The sequence below is a fragment of the Pengzhenrongella sicca genome, from assembly GCF_017569225.1.
Lineage (GTDB): Bacteria > Actinomycetota > Actinomycetes > Actinomycetales > Cellulomonadaceae > Pengzhenrongella > Pengzhenrongella sicca.
Window position 1 is genome coordinate 2,672,484 of the sequence record NZ_CP071868.1, and the last position, 15,426, is coordinate 2,687,909.

The 15,426-nt window shown below is 74.6% G+C and carries 16 protein-coding genes; 9 read left to right on the forward strand and 7 right to left on the reverse strand.

The window, feature by feature from the left end:
* The first annotated feature begins 122 nt into the window (after positions 1-122).
* The 4 genes from J4E96_RS12275 to J4E96_RS12290 are packed head-to-tail and all read left to right on the forward strand — an operon-like array spanning position 123 to position 3,385.
* On the forward strand, positions 123-863 hold the full coding sequence (locus tag J4E96_RS12275; protein ID WP_227422385.1) for a YciI family protein: 741 nt from the start codon (positions 123-125) through the stop codon (positions 861-863).
* Positions 851-2,131, forward strand: a complete 1,281-nt coding sequence (locus J4E96_RS12280) for an RNA polymerase sigma factor (RefSeq protein ID WP_227422386.1) — start codon at positions 851-853, stop codon at positions 2,129-2,131. The genes J4E96_RS12275 and J4E96_RS12280 overlap by 13 nt, the downstream gene beginning before the upstream one ends.
* On the forward strand, positions 2,128-2,784 hold the full coding sequence (locus tag J4E96_RS12285; protein WP_227422387.1) for a GPP34 family phosphoprotein: 657 nt from the start codon (positions 2,128-2,130) through the stop codon (positions 2,782-2,784). The genes J4E96_RS12280 and J4E96_RS12285 overlap by 4 nt, the downstream gene beginning before the upstream one ends.
* Positions 2,785-2,830: 46 nt before the next feature.
* Entirely contained in the window at positions 2,831-3,385 is a 555-nt protein-coding gene (locus J4E96_RS12290; protein ID WP_227422388.1) for an isochorismatase family protein, read from the forward strand.
* Positions 3,386-3,388: 3 nt separating this feature from the next.
* Here the strand turns inward: J4E96_RS12290 and J4E96_RS12295 are convergent, their stop codons facing one another.
* The 7 genes from J4E96_RS12295 to J4E96_RS12325 all read right to left on the reverse strand — a co-directional run bounded on the left by J4E96_RS12295 (position 3,389) and on the right by J4E96_RS12325 (position 9,500).
* On the reverse strand, positions 3,389-3,892 hold the full coding sequence (locus tag J4E96_RS12295; RefSeq protein ID WP_227422389.1) for a VanZ family protein: 504 nt from the start codon (positions 3,890-3,892) through the stop codon (positions 3,389-3,391).
* A gap of 483 nt (positions 3,893-4,375) precedes the next feature.
* Positions 4,376-5,023 carry a response regulator gene (locus J4E96_RS12300; RefSeq protein ID WP_227422390.1) on the reverse strand — a complete coding sequence of 216 codons (648 nt, stop codon included), beginning with the start codon at positions 5,021-5,023 and terminating at the stop codon, positions 4,376-4,378.
* A complete protein-coding gene (locus J4E96_RS12305; protein WP_227422391.1) occupies positions 5,020-6,501 on the reverse strand; it encodes a sensor histidine kinase in 1,482 nt (493 codons plus the stop codon). The genes J4E96_RS12300 and J4E96_RS12305 overlap by 4 nt, the downstream gene beginning before the upstream one ends.
* Positions 6,485-6,976 carry a hypothetical protein gene (locus J4E96_RS12310; RefSeq protein WP_227425852.1) on the reverse strand — a complete coding sequence of 164 codons (492 nt, stop codon included), beginning with the start codon at positions 6,974-6,976 and terminating at the stop codon, positions 6,485-6,487. Before J4E96_RS12310 ends, J4E96_RS12305 begins: the two co-directional genes overlap by 17 nt.
* A gap of 79 nt (positions 6,977-7,055) precedes the next feature.
* Complete coding sequence (locus tag J4E96_RS12315) at positions 7,056-8,285, reverse strand: BaiN/RdsA family NAD(P)/FAD-dependent oxidoreductase (RefSeq protein ID WP_227422392.1); 1,230 nt, start codon at positions 8,283-8,285, stop codon at positions 7,056-7,058.
* An 83-nt stretch (positions 8,286-8,368) separates the two neighbouring features.
* Positions 8,369-8,761, reverse strand: coding sequence for a RidA family protein (locus J4E96_RS12320; RefSeq protein WP_227422393.1), 393 nt, complete (start codon positions 8,759-8,761; stop codon positions 8,369-8,371).
* 121 nt (positions 8,762-8,882) lie between these two features.
* Positions 8,883-9,500 (reverse strand): NUDIX hydrolase, encoded by a 618-nt coding sequence (locus J4E96_RS12325; protein ID WP_227422394.1) that lies wholly within the window; start codon positions 9,498-9,500, stop codon positions 8,883-8,885.
* A gap of 170 nt (positions 9,501-9,670) precedes the next feature.
* Between J4E96_RS12325 and J4E96_RS12330 the strand changes: the two genes are divergently transcribed.
* The 5 genes from J4E96_RS12330 (at position 9,671) to J4E96_RS12350 (ending at position 15,293) form a co-directional block, all read left to right on the forward strand.
* Positions 9,671-10,825 (forward strand): ABC transporter substrate-binding protein, encoded by a 1,155-nt coding sequence (locus J4E96_RS12330; protein ID WP_227422395.1) that lies wholly within the window; start codon positions 9,671-9,673, stop codon positions 10,823-10,825.
* A complete protein-coding gene (locus J4E96_RS12335; protein ID WP_227422396.1) occupies positions 10,822-11,787 on the forward strand; it encodes an ABC transporter permease in 966 nt (321 codons plus the stop codon). Before J4E96_RS12330 ends, J4E96_RS12335 begins: the two co-directional genes overlap by 4 nt.
* The gene (locus tag J4E96_RS12340) at positions 11,784-12,590 is read left to right on the forward strand and encodes an ABC transporter permease subunit (RefSeq protein ID WP_227422397.1); all 807 of its coding nucleotides are present in this window, start codon (positions 11,784-11,786) and stop codon (positions 12,588-12,590) included. Before J4E96_RS12335 ends, J4E96_RS12340 begins: the two co-directional genes overlap by 4 nt.
* Before the next feature lie 64 nt (positions 12,591-12,654).
* Positions 12,655-13,698, forward strand: a complete 1,044-nt coding sequence (locus J4E96_RS12345; RefSeq protein ID WP_227422398.1) for an ABC transporter ATP-binding protein — start codon at positions 12,655-12,657, stop codon at positions 13,696-13,698.
* Entirely contained in the window at positions 13,695-15,293 is a 1,599-nt protein-coding gene (locus tag J4E96_RS12350) for a metallophosphoesterase (protein WP_227422399.1), read from the forward strand. Before J4E96_RS12345 ends, J4E96_RS12350 begins: the two co-directional genes overlap by 4 nt.
* The last annotated feature ends 133 nt before the right edge of the window (positions 15,294-15,426 follow it).

The following is a 15,426-nucleotide window of genomic DNA, read 5'->3' on the forward strand; positions in this document are numbered from 1 at the left end:
CCAGATTCCGGAAAGATACCCAGAACAAGAGCTGTCCTGATCGAGCAGTGTCCTGATCGAGCGTTCCCGTTCGTCGTGGTGGTACGCGGGAGGCCCGCGGCCGCGAGACACCAGGAGGACTAGTGAGATATCTGCAGCTGATCCGCGTCGCCCCCGACGCCGAGCCGGGATCCGACGAGGACCCGACCGCGTGGGTCGAGGACACGACCCGACGGGGCATCCGCCTGCGAGGCGACCGCCTGCGGCCCGAGGACGACGCGACGACCGTGCGCCGTCACGACGGGGCGACGCTCGTCACCGACGGACCGTTCGCCGAGGCCCGCGAGCAGATCGGCGGGTTCGACCTGCTCGAGGCCGCCGACCTCGCCGAGGCCGTCGCCGTCGCGGCCGCGCACCCGGTGACGCGCTTCGGCGCGATCGAGCTCCGCGCGGTCGCGCCCTTCGGCGACCCCGAGCTCGATGCCGCCGGCCCGCCCGAGGCGGCTGACGCCCCGGCCCCTGCGGGATGGCACACCTACGTCCTGCTCATGGGCGTCGACGGCGACGCCCCCGGGCCGGACTTCGACGACCCGGCGACGCAGGAGGCGTGGCGCACGCCCCTGCGAGAGTGGATCGCCGACGGCCGACGCCGGGGTCTCCTGATCGACGGGGCCGCCCTGACCGGACCCGAGCAGGCGACGACCGTCCGCGTGCAGGACGGCCGCACCGTCGTCGTCGACGGACCGTTCGCCGAGGCCCGCGAGCACGTCGGGGGCTATCAGGTGATCCAGGCCCCCAGCCTGGACGACGCGATCGAGCTCGCCGCGACCCACCCCGCGAGCGCCGTCGGGCCGATCGAGATCCGGCCCGTATGGCCGATGTGAGCGCCACCGACGCGGCCCTCGTCCTCGCCTTCCGCGAGGAGTGGGGCCGCGTCGTGGCCACGATGATCCGGTTCACGGGCGACTGGACCCTGGCCGAGGAGAGCACGCAGGACGCGTTTGCGGCCGCCGTCGAGCGCTGGCCGAGGGACGGCGTGCCCCGCTCACCCGGCGCGTGGCTGACGACCGCGGCCCGCAACCGTGCCCTCGACCGCATGCGCCGCTCGACGAACGAGCGCAGGAAGCTGGCGGAGGCAGTCACGCTGAGCACCGAGGAGGTGGGCGCGGACGAGCGGGGCGGGGCCGACATCCCCGACGACCGGCTGCGCCTGATCTTCACCTGCTGCCACCCGGCGCTGCCGCTCGAGAGCCGGGTCGCGCTCGCCCTGCGAACCCTGTGCGGGCTGACGACGGCGGAGATCGCCCGGGCGTTCGGGGTCGCGGAGCCGGCGATGGCCAAGCGGCTCGTGCGGGCGCGGGCCAAGATCCGGCACGCGGGCATCCCCTACCGGGTACCCCCGCCCCACCTGCTGCCCGACCGGCTCGCCGGCGTGCTCGCCGTGCTGTACGTGATGTTCACCGAGGGGTACGCGGCCACGGCCGGACCGCTCACGCGCGCACCGGTCAGCGCCGAGGCGATCCGGCTGACCCGCGTGCTCGCCGCGCTCCTGCCGGCCGAGCCCGAGGTGCACGGGCTCCTCGCGCTCGAGCTGCTCCAGGACTCGCGCCGGGGCGCGCGCACCGACGCATCCGGGGACCTGGTCACCCTGGATGAGCAGGATCGGACGGAATGGGACGCCGCCCAGATCGCGGCCGGGCTGGCGGCGCTCGCCGCGGCCGGTCCGCTCGACCGCGCCGGCCCGTACCAGCTGCAGGCCGCGATCGCCGCCCACCACTCGACCGCGACGCGCGCAGCGGACACGGACTGGCCTGCGATCGCGGCGCTGTACGACCGCCTCGCATCGCTCGTGCGTTCCCCCTACGTCGAGCTCAACCGCGCGGTCGCGATCGCGATGGCGCGAGGCCCCGCAGCCGGGCTCGTCCTGCTGGACGAGCTCGACCGAGCCGGTGCCCTCGGCTCGTACCACCTGCTCCCGGCCGCCCGGGCGGACCTGCTGCGGCGGCAGGGCCAGCACGAGGAGGCAGCGCACGCGTACCGGCGGGCACTCGACCTCGCGACGAACGACGCCGAGCGGCGGTTCCTCGAGCGGCGGCTCGCCGACCGGGGTCCCGGGCCGGGGCCGTCGGACCGTGCCAAGGTCGGGACATGACTGCAATGGCGCTTTCTGAAGAACTCCTGCTGCTCGCGCACGACGACGAGCCCGACCGGCCCGGCTCGACCCTTCCGCTGGAGGGTGGGCTCGCCGCCGCCCTCCTGCTCGACCTGGCGACCGAGGGGCTGCTGGTCGCCAAGGGACGATCCGTCGTCGGCGTCGACGGCACGGCCTCACGCCCGCTCCTGGCGGCCGCCCTGGCCGCGCTGCGCGCCGAGGACGAGCCGCACGACGCGCGGTACTGGCTGGCCGAGCTGCCGGTTGCCCTCGGGCCGCTGCGCGGCCAGGTCGGCGCCGCCGTGGCCGAGCGCGGCGCGCTCACGGCGGACCGCTGCGCCGCGTTGGGCCTCACCGCCGCGCCCGGGCGGCCGGAGGTCGATCCGGCACCCGAGCACGAGCTGCGCGCGCGCCTGCATCGGGTCCTGGTCTACAGCGGTGAGCCGGACAACCGGACGGCCCTGCTCATCTCGCTGCTGCGCCCCCTCGCGATGGTGCGCGGCGTCGTCGACAAGCAGCACCGCAAGCAGGCCGACGCCCTGGCCAAGGCGATCACCCGGGCGACCGCCGACGCGGCCGCGACACCCGCCGCGATCTCGCGCGCGGTCCACGCGGCGCAGGCCGCGGTGGTGATAGCCGCCGTCGGTGGGTAGACCTACGGTGAAGCGACGGATTCCTGACCCCGAGCGGAGGAGCGACATGACCACGATCACCGAACGGCCCCAGACCGCGCTCGTCGTCATCGACGTGCAGAACGGCGTCGTCGAGGAGGCGCACCTGCGCGACGAGGTCGTCGCGACCGTGCACGACCTCGTCGAGCGGGCGCGCCGGGAGCACGTCCCGGTGGTCTGGGTCCAGCACGATGACGACTGGCTCACGCGCGGGTCCGACGCGTGGCAGATCGTCCCCGAGCTCGCACCCGATGCCGCCGAGCCGCTCGTCGCGAAGCACTACGGCGACGCGTTCGAGGAGACCAGCCTCGAGTCCGTGCTCGCGGGACTCGAGGTCGGCAGGCTCGTCGTCGTCGGCGCGGAGACCGACGCCTGCGTCCGATCGACGCTGCACGGCGCGTTCGTCCGGGGCTACGACGTAACGCTCGTCGCCGACGGTCACACGACCGGCGACAAGTCCCCGTGGGGCGCGCCGACGCCGGCCGAGGTCATCGCGCACACCAACATGTACTGGGGCGACCAGGACGCCCCGGGCCGCACCGCCGCGGTCGCCCGCGCGAACGACGTGGACTTCGCGCCGTGAAGCTCACGCGCCGCGTCCTCGACGGCCGGGGGGTCGTCCGACCGGCGTGAGGCGGAGCGCCGCCCAGCCGAGCGCCGCGCCGATGGCGACGCCGATCGTGTTGCTCGTCCAGTCGGTCGTGTCGCAGGACCGGCCGATCGCGGGGACAAGGGCCTGGACGAGCTCGATCGCACCCGAGAGCCCGGCGCCGGCGAGCAGGGTCAGCGCGGGGCGCCGGGTCGCGATCGCCAGGAGCAGCGCCGGCGCGACGAACAGCACGACGTTGGCCATCAGCTCGACGCGGGAGGGCGTCGGCACACTCCACTGCACGAGGCAGAACTGCTCCACCCGCCGACCGACAGGCGCAAGCGTCGTGACCGCGACGGGCACCAGCGAGACGCCAAGGAGCCACCACGCGAGCCGCGGCCGCCGCACGAGCGACCTGCCCAGGAGCGGGCCGCCCGCCACGAGCAGCGCGAGCGCGAGCGGGGACATCCACGGGTGCGCCAGCAGGACGTTCGTGATCATCGGCGGTCCTTGTGCTGGTCAGCGGCGCGGGTCGCCGCCGTCGGCGGTGCGCGCCGCAACCCTACCGACGCCGGCGGGAAGTTATCCACAGCGCACGCCATCCGCCTTGACCAGCTCGCGCGTCCTTGACGAGGGTGGAGCAGCATGAGTGGCGTCAGGAGAGGGGCGGTCGACGATGAACCTGGTGCGGAGACTGACCGGGGTGCGCGCACGAGGCGACGCAGTCGCCGCACGGCAGCTGCACGATCTGCGGGCCCGCGCCCGTGCGACGCCGGGTGCGTACACGGCGGGGTTGGGGACCCCACAGCGGCCGCGATGACGTTATGTACGTAGGATCCCGCGAGTATGGGGGCGGGATCTTCGCTGCCCTGCCAGCGAAGGTTGGGCGCCGGGCCCGTCGTCACGACGAGCGGTCGTTCGCTTCGCGCGGAGTCGTCCGGCCAGGCAGCTTCGGTTCCGCGGCGCCCCGGCAGCGCGCCGCCATCACTCGTCCGGCAGGTGCTGCTGTCCCCACAGCGCCGCGCTCGTGCGGTCCGTCACGCCGAGCTGGCGGAAGACGTGCCCGACGTGCGCCTTCACGGTGCGTTCGCTGATCCCCAGCGCGCGGCCGATCTGCTTGTTGGCCAGGCCCTTGCCGAGCAGCCGCAGCACCTGCAGCTCGCGCACGCTGAGCCGATCGGCGGGCGAGGCGGTCGTGGCCGGCAGGAGCGCCCGCGCCACGCGCGGGTCGAGTGGTGCGTACCCCTGCGCGGCCGACCGCACCGCCGCGATCAGGTCGCGGGGGTCGCAGTCCTTGAGCAGGTAGCCGACGGCGCCCGCCGCGAGGGCGTCCCCGACCCGGGTGGCGTCGGAGAACGACGTGAGCACCACGACGTGCGCGTCGGCCCGCGCGGCCACGATCTGGCGCGTCGCCTCGACGCCGTCCAGCACCGGCATCGACAGGTCCATGAGCACGACGGCGGGCCGCAGGTCGGCCGCGAGCGCCACGGCCTCGGCGCCGTCGGCCGCCTGCCCGACGACGCGCATCCCGTCGGCACTGTCGACCAGGCCGGCCAGGGCGGAGCGGACCAGGTGATGGTCGTCCGCGAGCAGCACGGTCACCTCCTCCAGCACGGTCACCTCCTCGCTCATGTCGTCGCCCCGGCTGGCCGCGCGTCGGCGGCCACCGTCAGCCGCCACCGGCAGCCGTGGCCGGGCGCCGACTGCACCTCGAGCAGCGCTCCGGCCGACGTCGCGAGATCACCGAGCAGGCGCAGGCCGAAGTGCCGGGCGGCGGGCGCCGAGAGCGCCGCGGGCGCGTCGAATCCGAGCCCGTCGTCGGCCACCTCGAGCAGCACGTCGCCCCCGACCCGCGACAGGCGCACCACCACCTCGCTGGCCTGGGCGTGCACGACGGCGTTGCGCACCGTCTCCTGGGCGACGCGGTAGACCAGCTGTTCCCGCTCCGCTGCCAGCCCGAGGGTCGCGTCCTCCGCCAGCTCGAGGCGCACCGGCGTGCCCCGGGCGGCCAGGCCGCCGGCGAGGTCGACGAGCGCGGCCGCGAGCCCCGAGGTCTGCAGGCTGGGCGGGTAGATCTCGACGAGCAGCGAACGCAGGCCCTTGATGCTCGCGCGGACCGTCTGGGACGCGCCGCGCAGCGGCTCGGCGAGCTCGGGCGCGCGGGACCGCTCGGCGCGGTCCGCGGCGCCGGCCAGGGCGAACGAGGACGCGGCGAGCTCCTGGACCACGCCGTCGTGCAAGGTGGCGGCGATGCGCCGGCGCTCGTCGTCGGAGGCCTCGACCGCGCGCTGCAGGAGCACCTCGCGCTGGCGCTGCCCGCGCCGGAGCCGATCGAGCAGGGTCCAGAGCACGGGCAGCATCAGCACCACGAGCAGCAGGAGGCTCGTCACCGTGATCCCCGCGAACGCCCGCCACAGGGCGCCGGAGCGCTGCGTGACGACGTCGTAGCGGCTGTAGGTCTCGAACAGCAGCGGAGTCCCGTCCGGCGTCCACACGGGCCGGTAGACCTCGAGGAGCTTGCCCTGCCCCCGCTCGTTCACGTTCTCGGGCTTGTCGAGGTCGCTGACCTCGGCCTCGGTGGTGGGGTCGACGAGCACTGCGGCCTCGTCGTCGTCGAGCGGGAAGACCCGCCCCACGAGCCGGTCGTCGTCGGAGTAGACGATCCGGCCGGCGCCGTCCCAGACCTTCACGCGGACGATCCCGTCCCCGAGCACGCCGTCGCGCACCGCGGCATCGAGCGCCGCGAGCGCGCCGGGGTCGCCCGTGACGAGGCCGTCGAGCAGGACGGGCTGCACGACGGCGTCGGCCAAGAGGTCTGTGCGCCGGGCGGCGTCGTTCACCGCCTCCTGCTCGGCGATCCGACGGCTCGCGGTGAGACCGAGGAGGGCGACGAGCACCAGCACGATGGCGGTCGCCCCGACCAGCTGACCGAAGACGCGCCACGTCCGCACCGGGCGCTGCTCGCTCGGGACGCCGCTTCCGGCGCCGCGGCCCAGCGTGATCCACCGGAGCTCGGCAGGGGAATCGGCGGCGCGCACGTCGCTCACCCTAGGGGTGCCTGCCTCGACGTACGCGCCGCCCGAGCCCGTCGGTTCAGTCGTCGCTGCCATGACCGCCGTGATCGTCGCCGGCGTCGTGGCCGCTGCCGCCGTGGTCGTCGCCGGCGTCGTCGGTGCCGCTGTTGCCGCCGTGGTCGTCGCCGGCGTCGTGGCCCGAGTCGTCGGCCGCGTCGATGCTATCGGCCGCGTCGCGGTCGTCGCCCGGCTCGACCCGGTCGTCCCGATCGACGAGCCCGCCGTGGTCGTCCGCGACCGCCGGCGAGTTCGTCGGAGAACTTGTCGGAGAACTCGTCGGGCTCGGCGTCGCCGACGGGCTGGTGGTCGCGTCGCCCCCGACGGTTCGGTCGTCCCCGCTCTCGACCCGGTCGTCGCGCGAGGTGAGACCCCCGTCGTCGTCGAGGACGACCGCCTGGGCCGGCGGGACGACCGCGACCGACGGGCTCAGGCTGGAGTTGCCGGCAAGCCCGGCCACGGCGGGGACGGCGGCGAGAACGGCTGCTGCGGTGAACACGAGCATGCGCTTCATGGTGACTCCTTGGACGGCGTCTGTGCTGACGAGTCCTTTCTCCCTCGCCCGCGGTACGCCGCGCCATCGGACCTTGGTACTAGTACCCCTCGCGCCCGAGCCAGGCCAGCGCGCCCTGCGCCGCGACCACGCCGGTGCTGAACGAGGCCTGCAGCAGGTAGCCGCCCGTCGGCGCCTCCCAGTCCAGCATCTCGCCCGCGACGAAGGTGCCGGGCAGCCGGTTCAGCATCAGCGACTCGCCGACCTCCGCCCACGCGATGCCCCCCGCGGTCGAGATCGCCCGCTCGATCGGCATGGTCGCGCCCACCGCGACCGGCACCGCCTTGATCAGCGCGGCCATCGCGGCCGCCTCGGCCGGCATCGCGCCGCCGACCGCTTCGCGCAGCAGCGCGATCGCGACCGGTTCGAGGCCGAGCGAGCGCCGCAGCCAGTTCGAGCCGGAGTCCTTCGGCCGGCGATGCTGCAGGCGCTCAGTGAGGTGCTGGGAGGACAGGTCCGGGCGGAGATCGACCTCGAGCCGGCACGAGCCGTCGGCATCGAGGGCGGCGCGGATCGCGGCGCCGGTCGCGTAGACCGGTCCGCCCTCCAGCCCGGTCCGGGTCACCATCGCGTCCCCGCGCGCCGTCCGCCCGGCCTGGCCCGCGACGGTCAGCCCGACGTTCTTCAGCGGCGTCCCCTCGAACCGGTCCGCGAACAGGGTGGTCCAGCCGACCCGGACCCCGACGTTCGCGGCCCGCAGCGGGGCCACGGCCACGCCCGCGTCGGCGAACGGGCCGGCCCAGCCGCCGTCGGCCCCGAGCCGCGGCCACGACGCTCCCCCGAGCGCGAAGACGACGACGTCGCTCGTGACCTCGCGCACCGCGCCGTCGGCGTCGGCGAAGAGCAGCCCGGCGCGCGACTCCGTCCAGCCCGTCCAGCGCTGCCGCTTCTCGATCCGCACGCCGAGCTCGTGTAGGCGCGCCAGCCAGGCACGCAGCAGCGGCGTCGCCCGGAACGCCCGCGGGAACACGCGCCCGCTCGACCCGGCGAACGTCGGCTCGCCGAGGTCGGCGCACCACTGCCGCAGGTCGTCCGGGCCGAAGGCGGCGAGCAGCGGCGCGATCCGGTCGGCCGACTCGCCATACCGCGCGAGCATCAGGTCGCGGCCCTCGGAGTGGGTGATGTTCAACCCGCCGTGGCCGGCGAGCAGGAACTTGCGCCCGACCGACGGCATCCGCTCGTGGACCGTGACCGCCACGCCGGCCCGGGCCAGCACCTCCGCGGCGATCAGGCCCGCCGGGCCGCCGCCGATCACGCTCGCCGTGGTCATCGGCCGTCCGCCGGGGTGTCGACGACGCGGATCAGCATCCAGCGAACGTAACCCACCGGCGACGCCGCCCTGACCGTCGACCCTCACGCCTCGGGAAGCGCGGCAACCGCCTCGATCTCGACGAGCGCGCCCGGTCGCGCCGGGCTGACCGCCAGGACGGTGACGGCGGTGCGGCGGGCACCCCAGACCGCGAGGGTCGCGGCGTAGGCCTGCCCGGGGTCGACCCCGACCGCGAGGTAGATCGTCAGCTTGGCGACGTGCTCGGGCCCGGTGCCGGCCTCGGCCAGCACGGCGAGCACGTTGCGCAGCGCCTGCTCCGTCTGGGCCTCGAGCCCCTCGAGCAGCGCGCCGGAGGCATCCGTCCCGTTCTGCCCACCGACGTAGAGCGTCGGCCCGGCCGGCAGGATCATGCCGTGCGCGAACGCCGGGCTGTGGTGCAGCGAGGGCGGGTCGACCGGGGTCGGTTGGGCGCTCATGTGAGGAGCCTGCCATGCCACGCTCGCACAGTCACGGCGACGCACACTCCCGGCGACGCACAGTCCCGGCGACCCACAGTCCCGAGGGCGCACAGTCCCGAGGGCGCACGGCCCGGCAGGTTCAGGGGCGCCCTGACCGGTCGGCCAGCTCCGCGAGGACGGTGCGCAGGCGCGCGGCGAACCCCGGGGGCAGCCGCGGCGGGAGCCGGTCGACGTCGAACCAGGCGACGGCCTCGCTCTCGTCGCTCGCCGCGGGCGCGGCGCCCGGGTCGGCGAACGCCACGAAGCCGACGTCCCAGTGAACCCGGCACGCCCCGAAGCGATCGCCCAGCGCGTGCCGATCGACGTCGATCGGTGTGCCGTCGAACGGCCGCAGGTCGACCAGGCCGCTCTCCTCCCGGGCCTCGCGGTGGGCCGCCGCGGCGACGGAGGCGTCGCCGGGCTCCACGTGCCCGCCGAGCTGCACCCAGAACTGGCCCTTGCGGTGCAGGCACAGCAGCACCCGGGACAGGTCGGGCGTCAGCACGAAGCAGCTTCCCGTCAGGTGCTCGGGTCCCGCGTGCCGGTCGAGCGCGGACGCGTCCGCCAAGCGCAGGAAGGTCTCGTACTCGCTCTTCAGCACCACCTGGGCCGGGGCGACCGGGGTCCACGCCTGCAGGGTCGCGAGGATCTCGCGCGCGGGGGTCGGCACGTCGGGGGTCGGCACGTCGGGGTTCTGGGCGTCGGGGCTCTGCACCACCGCGCGAGCGTACCCAGGCCCGCGTTTCGGCAGCCGCTCCCGGCCCGCGGGACAGGATTCGCCCGCGCGATCGGATCCGTTCACCGCGGTGTCGGGTGCGCGTCGCCCGGCGCGACTACCAAGGGGCGTGGTCCGGCAGACGGCCGACATGATCCGACCGAGGGAACCCGATGCGCAAGCTGCTCCTGCTCGCCCCGCTCGCAGTCTCCATGCTCGCTCTGCCCGCGTGCAGCACCGCGGGGGCCGAGGGCTCCGGCGCCGCCTCCTCGACGACCGCGACCGCCGACGCCGCGTCCGGCACCTCGTGCGGGACGACGGTCGACGACATCGCGGCCGCAGCTGCGGACGAGGGCAAGGTCAACCTGATCGCCCTGCCCGACACCTGGGCGAACTACGGCGGCATCCTCGCGTCCTACCGGGACACGTACGGCATCGATGCGACGGTGGCAAACCCGGACGCGTCGTCGGCGGACGAGATCACCGCGATCCAGACGCTGCGCGGCCAGGCCGACATGCCCGAGGTCGTCGACGTCGGGGCGTCCTTCACGCAGCAGATGATCGACGAGGGGTACGCCGAGGTCTACAAGCCAACGGTCTGGGACGACATCCCGGATGCGCTCAAGGACCCCGAGGGGCACTGGGTCGCGTCGTACTACGGCGTGATGTCCATCGCGACGAACACGACGCTGGTTGCGGACCCGCCCACCTCGTTCGCCGACCTCGAGGACCCGAAGTACGCGGGCCAGGTCACCCTCAACGGCGACCCGCGCGAGGCCGGGGCCGCGTTCGCGGCGGTCATGGCGGCGTCGCTGGCCAACGGCGGCAGCTTCGACGACATCCTGCCGGGCATCGAGTACTTCGCCGGGCTCAAGGAGTCGGGCAACCTGCAGGCGGTCGACGTGTCCCAGGCGACGCTGCTGTCGGGTGAGGTGCCGATCGCGCTCGACTGGACCTACAACTTCCCGGCGATCGAGCCGCTGATGACCGACGCCGGCTTCGACCTGGAGGTCACGGTGCCCTCGGACGGGGTCTACGGCGGCTACTACGCCCAGTCGGTCGTGACCGAGGCCGCGCACCCGTGCGCGGCCCGGTTGTTCCTCGAGCACCTCGTCGGCGACGACGGCGCGCTCGGGTACCTCGAGGGCGGCGCGATCCCGGCGCGGTACGCGACGCTCGTCGCCGAGGGCAAGGTCGACGCCGAGCTCGCCGAGAACCTGCCGGACGCCGACACGATCGACGCCATCACGTTCCCGAGCCAGGACCAGATCGACGCCGCGAAGGCCACGCTCTCCGAGCAGTGGGGCCCGATGGTTGCCGACAAGTGACCGGGTCCGACCTCGCGACCGGACCGGCGGCGCCGCCATCGCGGCGGACGCTCCGGTCCGGCGCGCGGCCCGCGCCGCCGCTCCCCGGGCAGGTCCGCCGCCCGGCCGGCCCGCGGCTCCGGCGCCCGAGCGGTGCGGTGCTCGCGCTCGTCCCGTTTCTCGCCTTCATCGCGGTCTTCCTGCTGTGGCCGACGGCGGCCGTCGTCATCAAGGCGATCACCCCGGGCGGGTCGCTCGGGGTGAGCACGCTCGTGCGCGCCGTGTCGGGGCCCTATCGCAGCGCGTTCGAGAACTCCCTGGCGCTCGCGGGCGCGTCGGCGGTCATTGGCGGAGCGGTCGGGCTCGCCCTCGCGTTCGCGGTGCGGGGGCTCGAGCGGCCCGGCTGGCTCCGTCCGGCGATCGACTCGTGGAGCTCCGTCGCGTCCCAGCTCGGCGGCGTACCGCTGGCGTTCGCGTTCGTGGCCACGATCGGCACGCAGGGGGTGGTGACGAAGGCGCTGAACGGGCTCGGCATCGACCTCGCGGGGTCCGGCTTCTCCCTCGCGACGCTCGCGGGGCTGACGATCGTCTACCTGTACTTTCAGATCCCGCTCATGTTCCTCGTCGTCATGCCCGCGGTCGCGGGGCTGCGGACGACGTGGCGGGAGGCCGCCTCGCTCATGGGCGCCGGTCCGGCCCGGTACTGGGCGACGGTCGCCGGGCCGATCCTCGCGCCGTCGGTGCTCGGCGGCATGCTGCTGCTGTTCATCAACGCCTTCAGCGCGTACGCCACCGCCTACGTCCTGAGCTCGAGCGGGCAGCTGGTCCCCCTGCAGATTCGGTTCGTCCTGCAGGGCAACGTCATCACGGGCGAGCAGGACCTCGGCTACGCGCTCGTCACGTGGACGGTCGCGCTGCTCGCGGTCGGGCTCGTCGGCATGAGCCTGCTGCAGCGCCGGGCCGCCCGCTGGTCCCGCGCATGACGGCGCGAACGGTCCGCGTGGCGTTCCTGGTGCTGCTCGCGGTCTTCTTCGTCGTCCCCCAGGTCGCGATGGCCCGCTTCGCGTTCCAGAACGTGCCCGTCGCGCTGCTGCACCCGGGCAACCTCGCCAGCCGCTGGTCGCTCGAACCGCTCCTGGCCGCCCTCGCCGAGCCGGCGCTGTGGGAGGCGACCCGGACGAGCGTGATCCTGGCGATTCTCGCCGTGCTGCTCAACCTCGCTCTCCTGCTCCCGCTCTCGATCCTCGCGGAGGTGCAGGCGCCCGCGCTGCGCCCCGTGCTCTCCGCGGTGACGCTGCTGCCGTGGGTCGTCCCGCCGATCGCGCTCGTCGTCGGGGTCTCCGCGACCTTCCGGGCGGTCGCGCCGTGGTTCCTGGCCAGCACCCTGAGCCTCGTCCCGTTCTACGCGATCTGGGCGATGCCCTTCACCTATCGCGCGCTCGACGCCGGCCTGCGCGCCATCAACGCGCGCACGCTGGTGGAGGCCGGTCGCAGCCTCGGCGCGGGGCCCGCCACCCTCCTGTTCCGCATCCTCATCCCGAACCTCGGCGCGTCGATCGTCGCCGCGGCCGGGCTCACGACCGCGCTCGTGCTCGGGGAGTTCGCGTTCGCGTCGCTGCTGCTCAAGGACACGCTGCCGACGTACCTGGTCACCTACCAGCGCCAGGTGCCGCAGGGCGGCATGGCGCTCGCGCTGGCCATCCTGGTCCTGACCGCGCTCGCGCTCGGCTCCGTGGTGCACCTGCTGCGGAGACGGGGGCTCGACGTGGCGACCACGGGCGTCTGATGCACCTGCCGACCCGACGACGACACACCCCACGACGACGCACCCCACGACCCGAGGAGACCCGATGGCCACGATCGAGATGACGGGCGTGCGCAAGTCGTTCGGCACGACCGTCGCCCTTGCGGACCTGCACCTGCGGATCGAGTCCGGCGAGCTCGTGTGCCTGCTCGGCCCGTCCGGGTGCGGCAAGACGACCGCTTTGCGTCTGCTGGCGGGGTTCGAGCGGCCCGACGGCGGCTCGATCGCCGTCGACGGCGAGGACGTGACGCACGTCCTGCCCCGGCACCGCGGGTTCGGCATGGTGTTCCAGGACTACAGCCTGTTCCCGAACCTGACGGCGCGGCAGAACATCGCGTTCGGGCTCAAGGTCCGCCGCACGGGCGGGGCCGAGACGGCCGCGACCGTCGACCGGCTGCTCGGCGTGACCCGGCTCGAGCAGCACGCCGACAAGTACCCGCACCAGATGTCCGGGGGCCAGAAGCAACGCGTCGCGCTCGCGCGCGCGATCGCCACCCAGCCGCGGCTGCTGCTGCTCGACGAGCCCTTGTCCGCGCTGGACGCCAAGGTTCGCGAGCACCTGCGGGAGGAGATCCGCCGCCTGCAGCGCGAGGTCGGCGTGACCACGGTCTTCGTCACCCACGACCAGCACGAGGCGATGGCAGTCGCCGACCGGGTCGCCGTGGTGCGCGACGGGCTGATCGAGCAGATCGACCCGCCGCGCACGCTGTACAGCCGCCCCGCGTCCGAGTTCGTGGCGAGCTTCGTCGGCACGGTGAACCGGCTCACGGCCGAGCGCTCCTCGAGCGGGCGGTGGCTGGTGCTGGGCGCGCCGGTCGAGGCCGCCGACGCGGCCCAGAGCGACGGCACGATGCGCGCCGTCGTCCGGCCCGAGCAGCTCGAGGTCCGCGGGCTCGCGCCCACCGGCGGAACGGTCGCGCGCGTCGTCGGCCTGTCGTTCCTCGGCGCGTTCACCCGAGCCACCATCGATCATCCCGTCGAGGGGGTCGTCATCGCGGACATCCTCGGCGAGTCCGCCGACGAGCTCGCGGTCGGCGACGCCGTCGAGCTCCGCGTCCGGCCCGGGGCGGGCGCGGTGGTGCTCCAGTGACCTCGCCGGCCCACGAACCGGCAGCGCGCTCGACCGCCGAGCGGACCCTCGCGCCGGCGGCGCCCGGTGCGCTCGGCTGGCGCGACCTCGAACCCGCGCCCGGCGAAACGCACCACGGCTCCCCGCCCCGGGCCGGCGGACGCGTTCTGGCGGCACTCGTGCACCTGTCCGACCTACACCTGTGCGACGCCGAGTCGCCCGCCCGCCAGGAGCACCTCGACCACCTCGGCGACCCTGGGGGGCCGTACGCGCCGCGCCTGGGCCGGATCGGCACCTACCGACCGCAGGAGATCCTCACGGTGCAGGTCGCGGTGGCCGCCCTGCGGTCCGTGCACCGGCTCGACAGCGCGCCGCTGACCGGCGCACCCCTGGACGCCCTGGTCGTCACCGGGGACCTCACCGACAACGCCCAACGCAACGAGCTGCGCTGGTACACCGAGCTGCTGGCGGGGCGGGCGGTTACCCCGCGCAGCGGTGACCCCGCGCGGAGCAGCTGGGTGGGGGCGCCGTCCACCGTCTGGCGACCGTACTTCTGGCACCCCGACGGCTCCCCCGACGCGGGCCCCGCCGACCTGCCGACGCTCCGCTACGGCTACCCGCAGGTCCCGGGCCTCGTCGAGGCCGCGCGCGCGGCCGTCCGGTCACCGGGCGCCCCGGTGCCCTGGTACAGCGTGCACGGCAACCACGACGCGCTGCTGCAGGGCACGGTCGCGCCCGACGGCGCCCTGCACCGGCTCGCGATCGGCTCCGCGCGGGTCGTGGGGCTCGGGCCGCGCCAGACGCCGCTCGTCGCGCTCGAGGCCGCAGCCCCGCAGGGTCCCGCCCGCTACGCCCTGGACCCCGCCGCCCCCCGCGAGCGCGTCGTCGCCGACCCCGAGCGCGCGCTGCTCGGCGCGGGCGAGTTCGACGCGACCCACGCCTCCCGCGGAGCGGGCCAGCACGGCCCGGGCCGGGTCGCGGGCGCCGGCAACGCGTGGGCCTGCGACGTCGGGCAGGTCCGGCTCATCGCGATCGACACGGTCAACCCGCACGGCGGCTGGCAGGGGTCGCTCGACGAGACGCAGCTGCAGTGGCTCGCGGAGCGCCTCGACGAGGCGAACGACCGCTACGTCGTCGTCGCCTCCCATCACCCGTCGTGGACCCTGACCAACGCGTTCGCTCCCCCGGGCGCACCCCGCCGCGTGCTCGCGGACGAGGTCCTCGCGCTGCTCCTGGACCACCCGGGCGTGCTGGCGTGGGTCGCGGGGCACGTGCATGCGCACTCGCGCTTGTGGCACCCGGCGCCCGACCGGGACGGAGGGCTGCTCGAGGTGACGACGTCGTCCCTCATCGACTGGCCCCAGCAGTTCCGCGTGCTCGAGCTCGTTCGCGAGCCCGGCGGGACGATCGCGGTGGCGAGCACGGTCGTCGACCATCGCGGCGGGCCGGGGCCTGGCGGCGGCGCGATCGAGGAGCAGGACACCCTCGCGTCCCTGTCCCGGACCCTCGCAGCGAACGACTACCGGGCACGGGACGACCCGCGGCTGCTCGCGGCGGCCGCCGGCCGTCCGTCCGATCGCAACGCGGTCTGGCGAATGCCCGACCCCTTCCCGTGACGACGCGCTCCGCGGCCGGGCGACGCTCACCATCCGAGACCCCGGACGCTCGGCCTTGACGCGAGGCGACCCGCATGGTCCGCTACGTAGGTTCTCCGTCAGATCGAGAATCCACGAGGGGGGCAGCCGATGA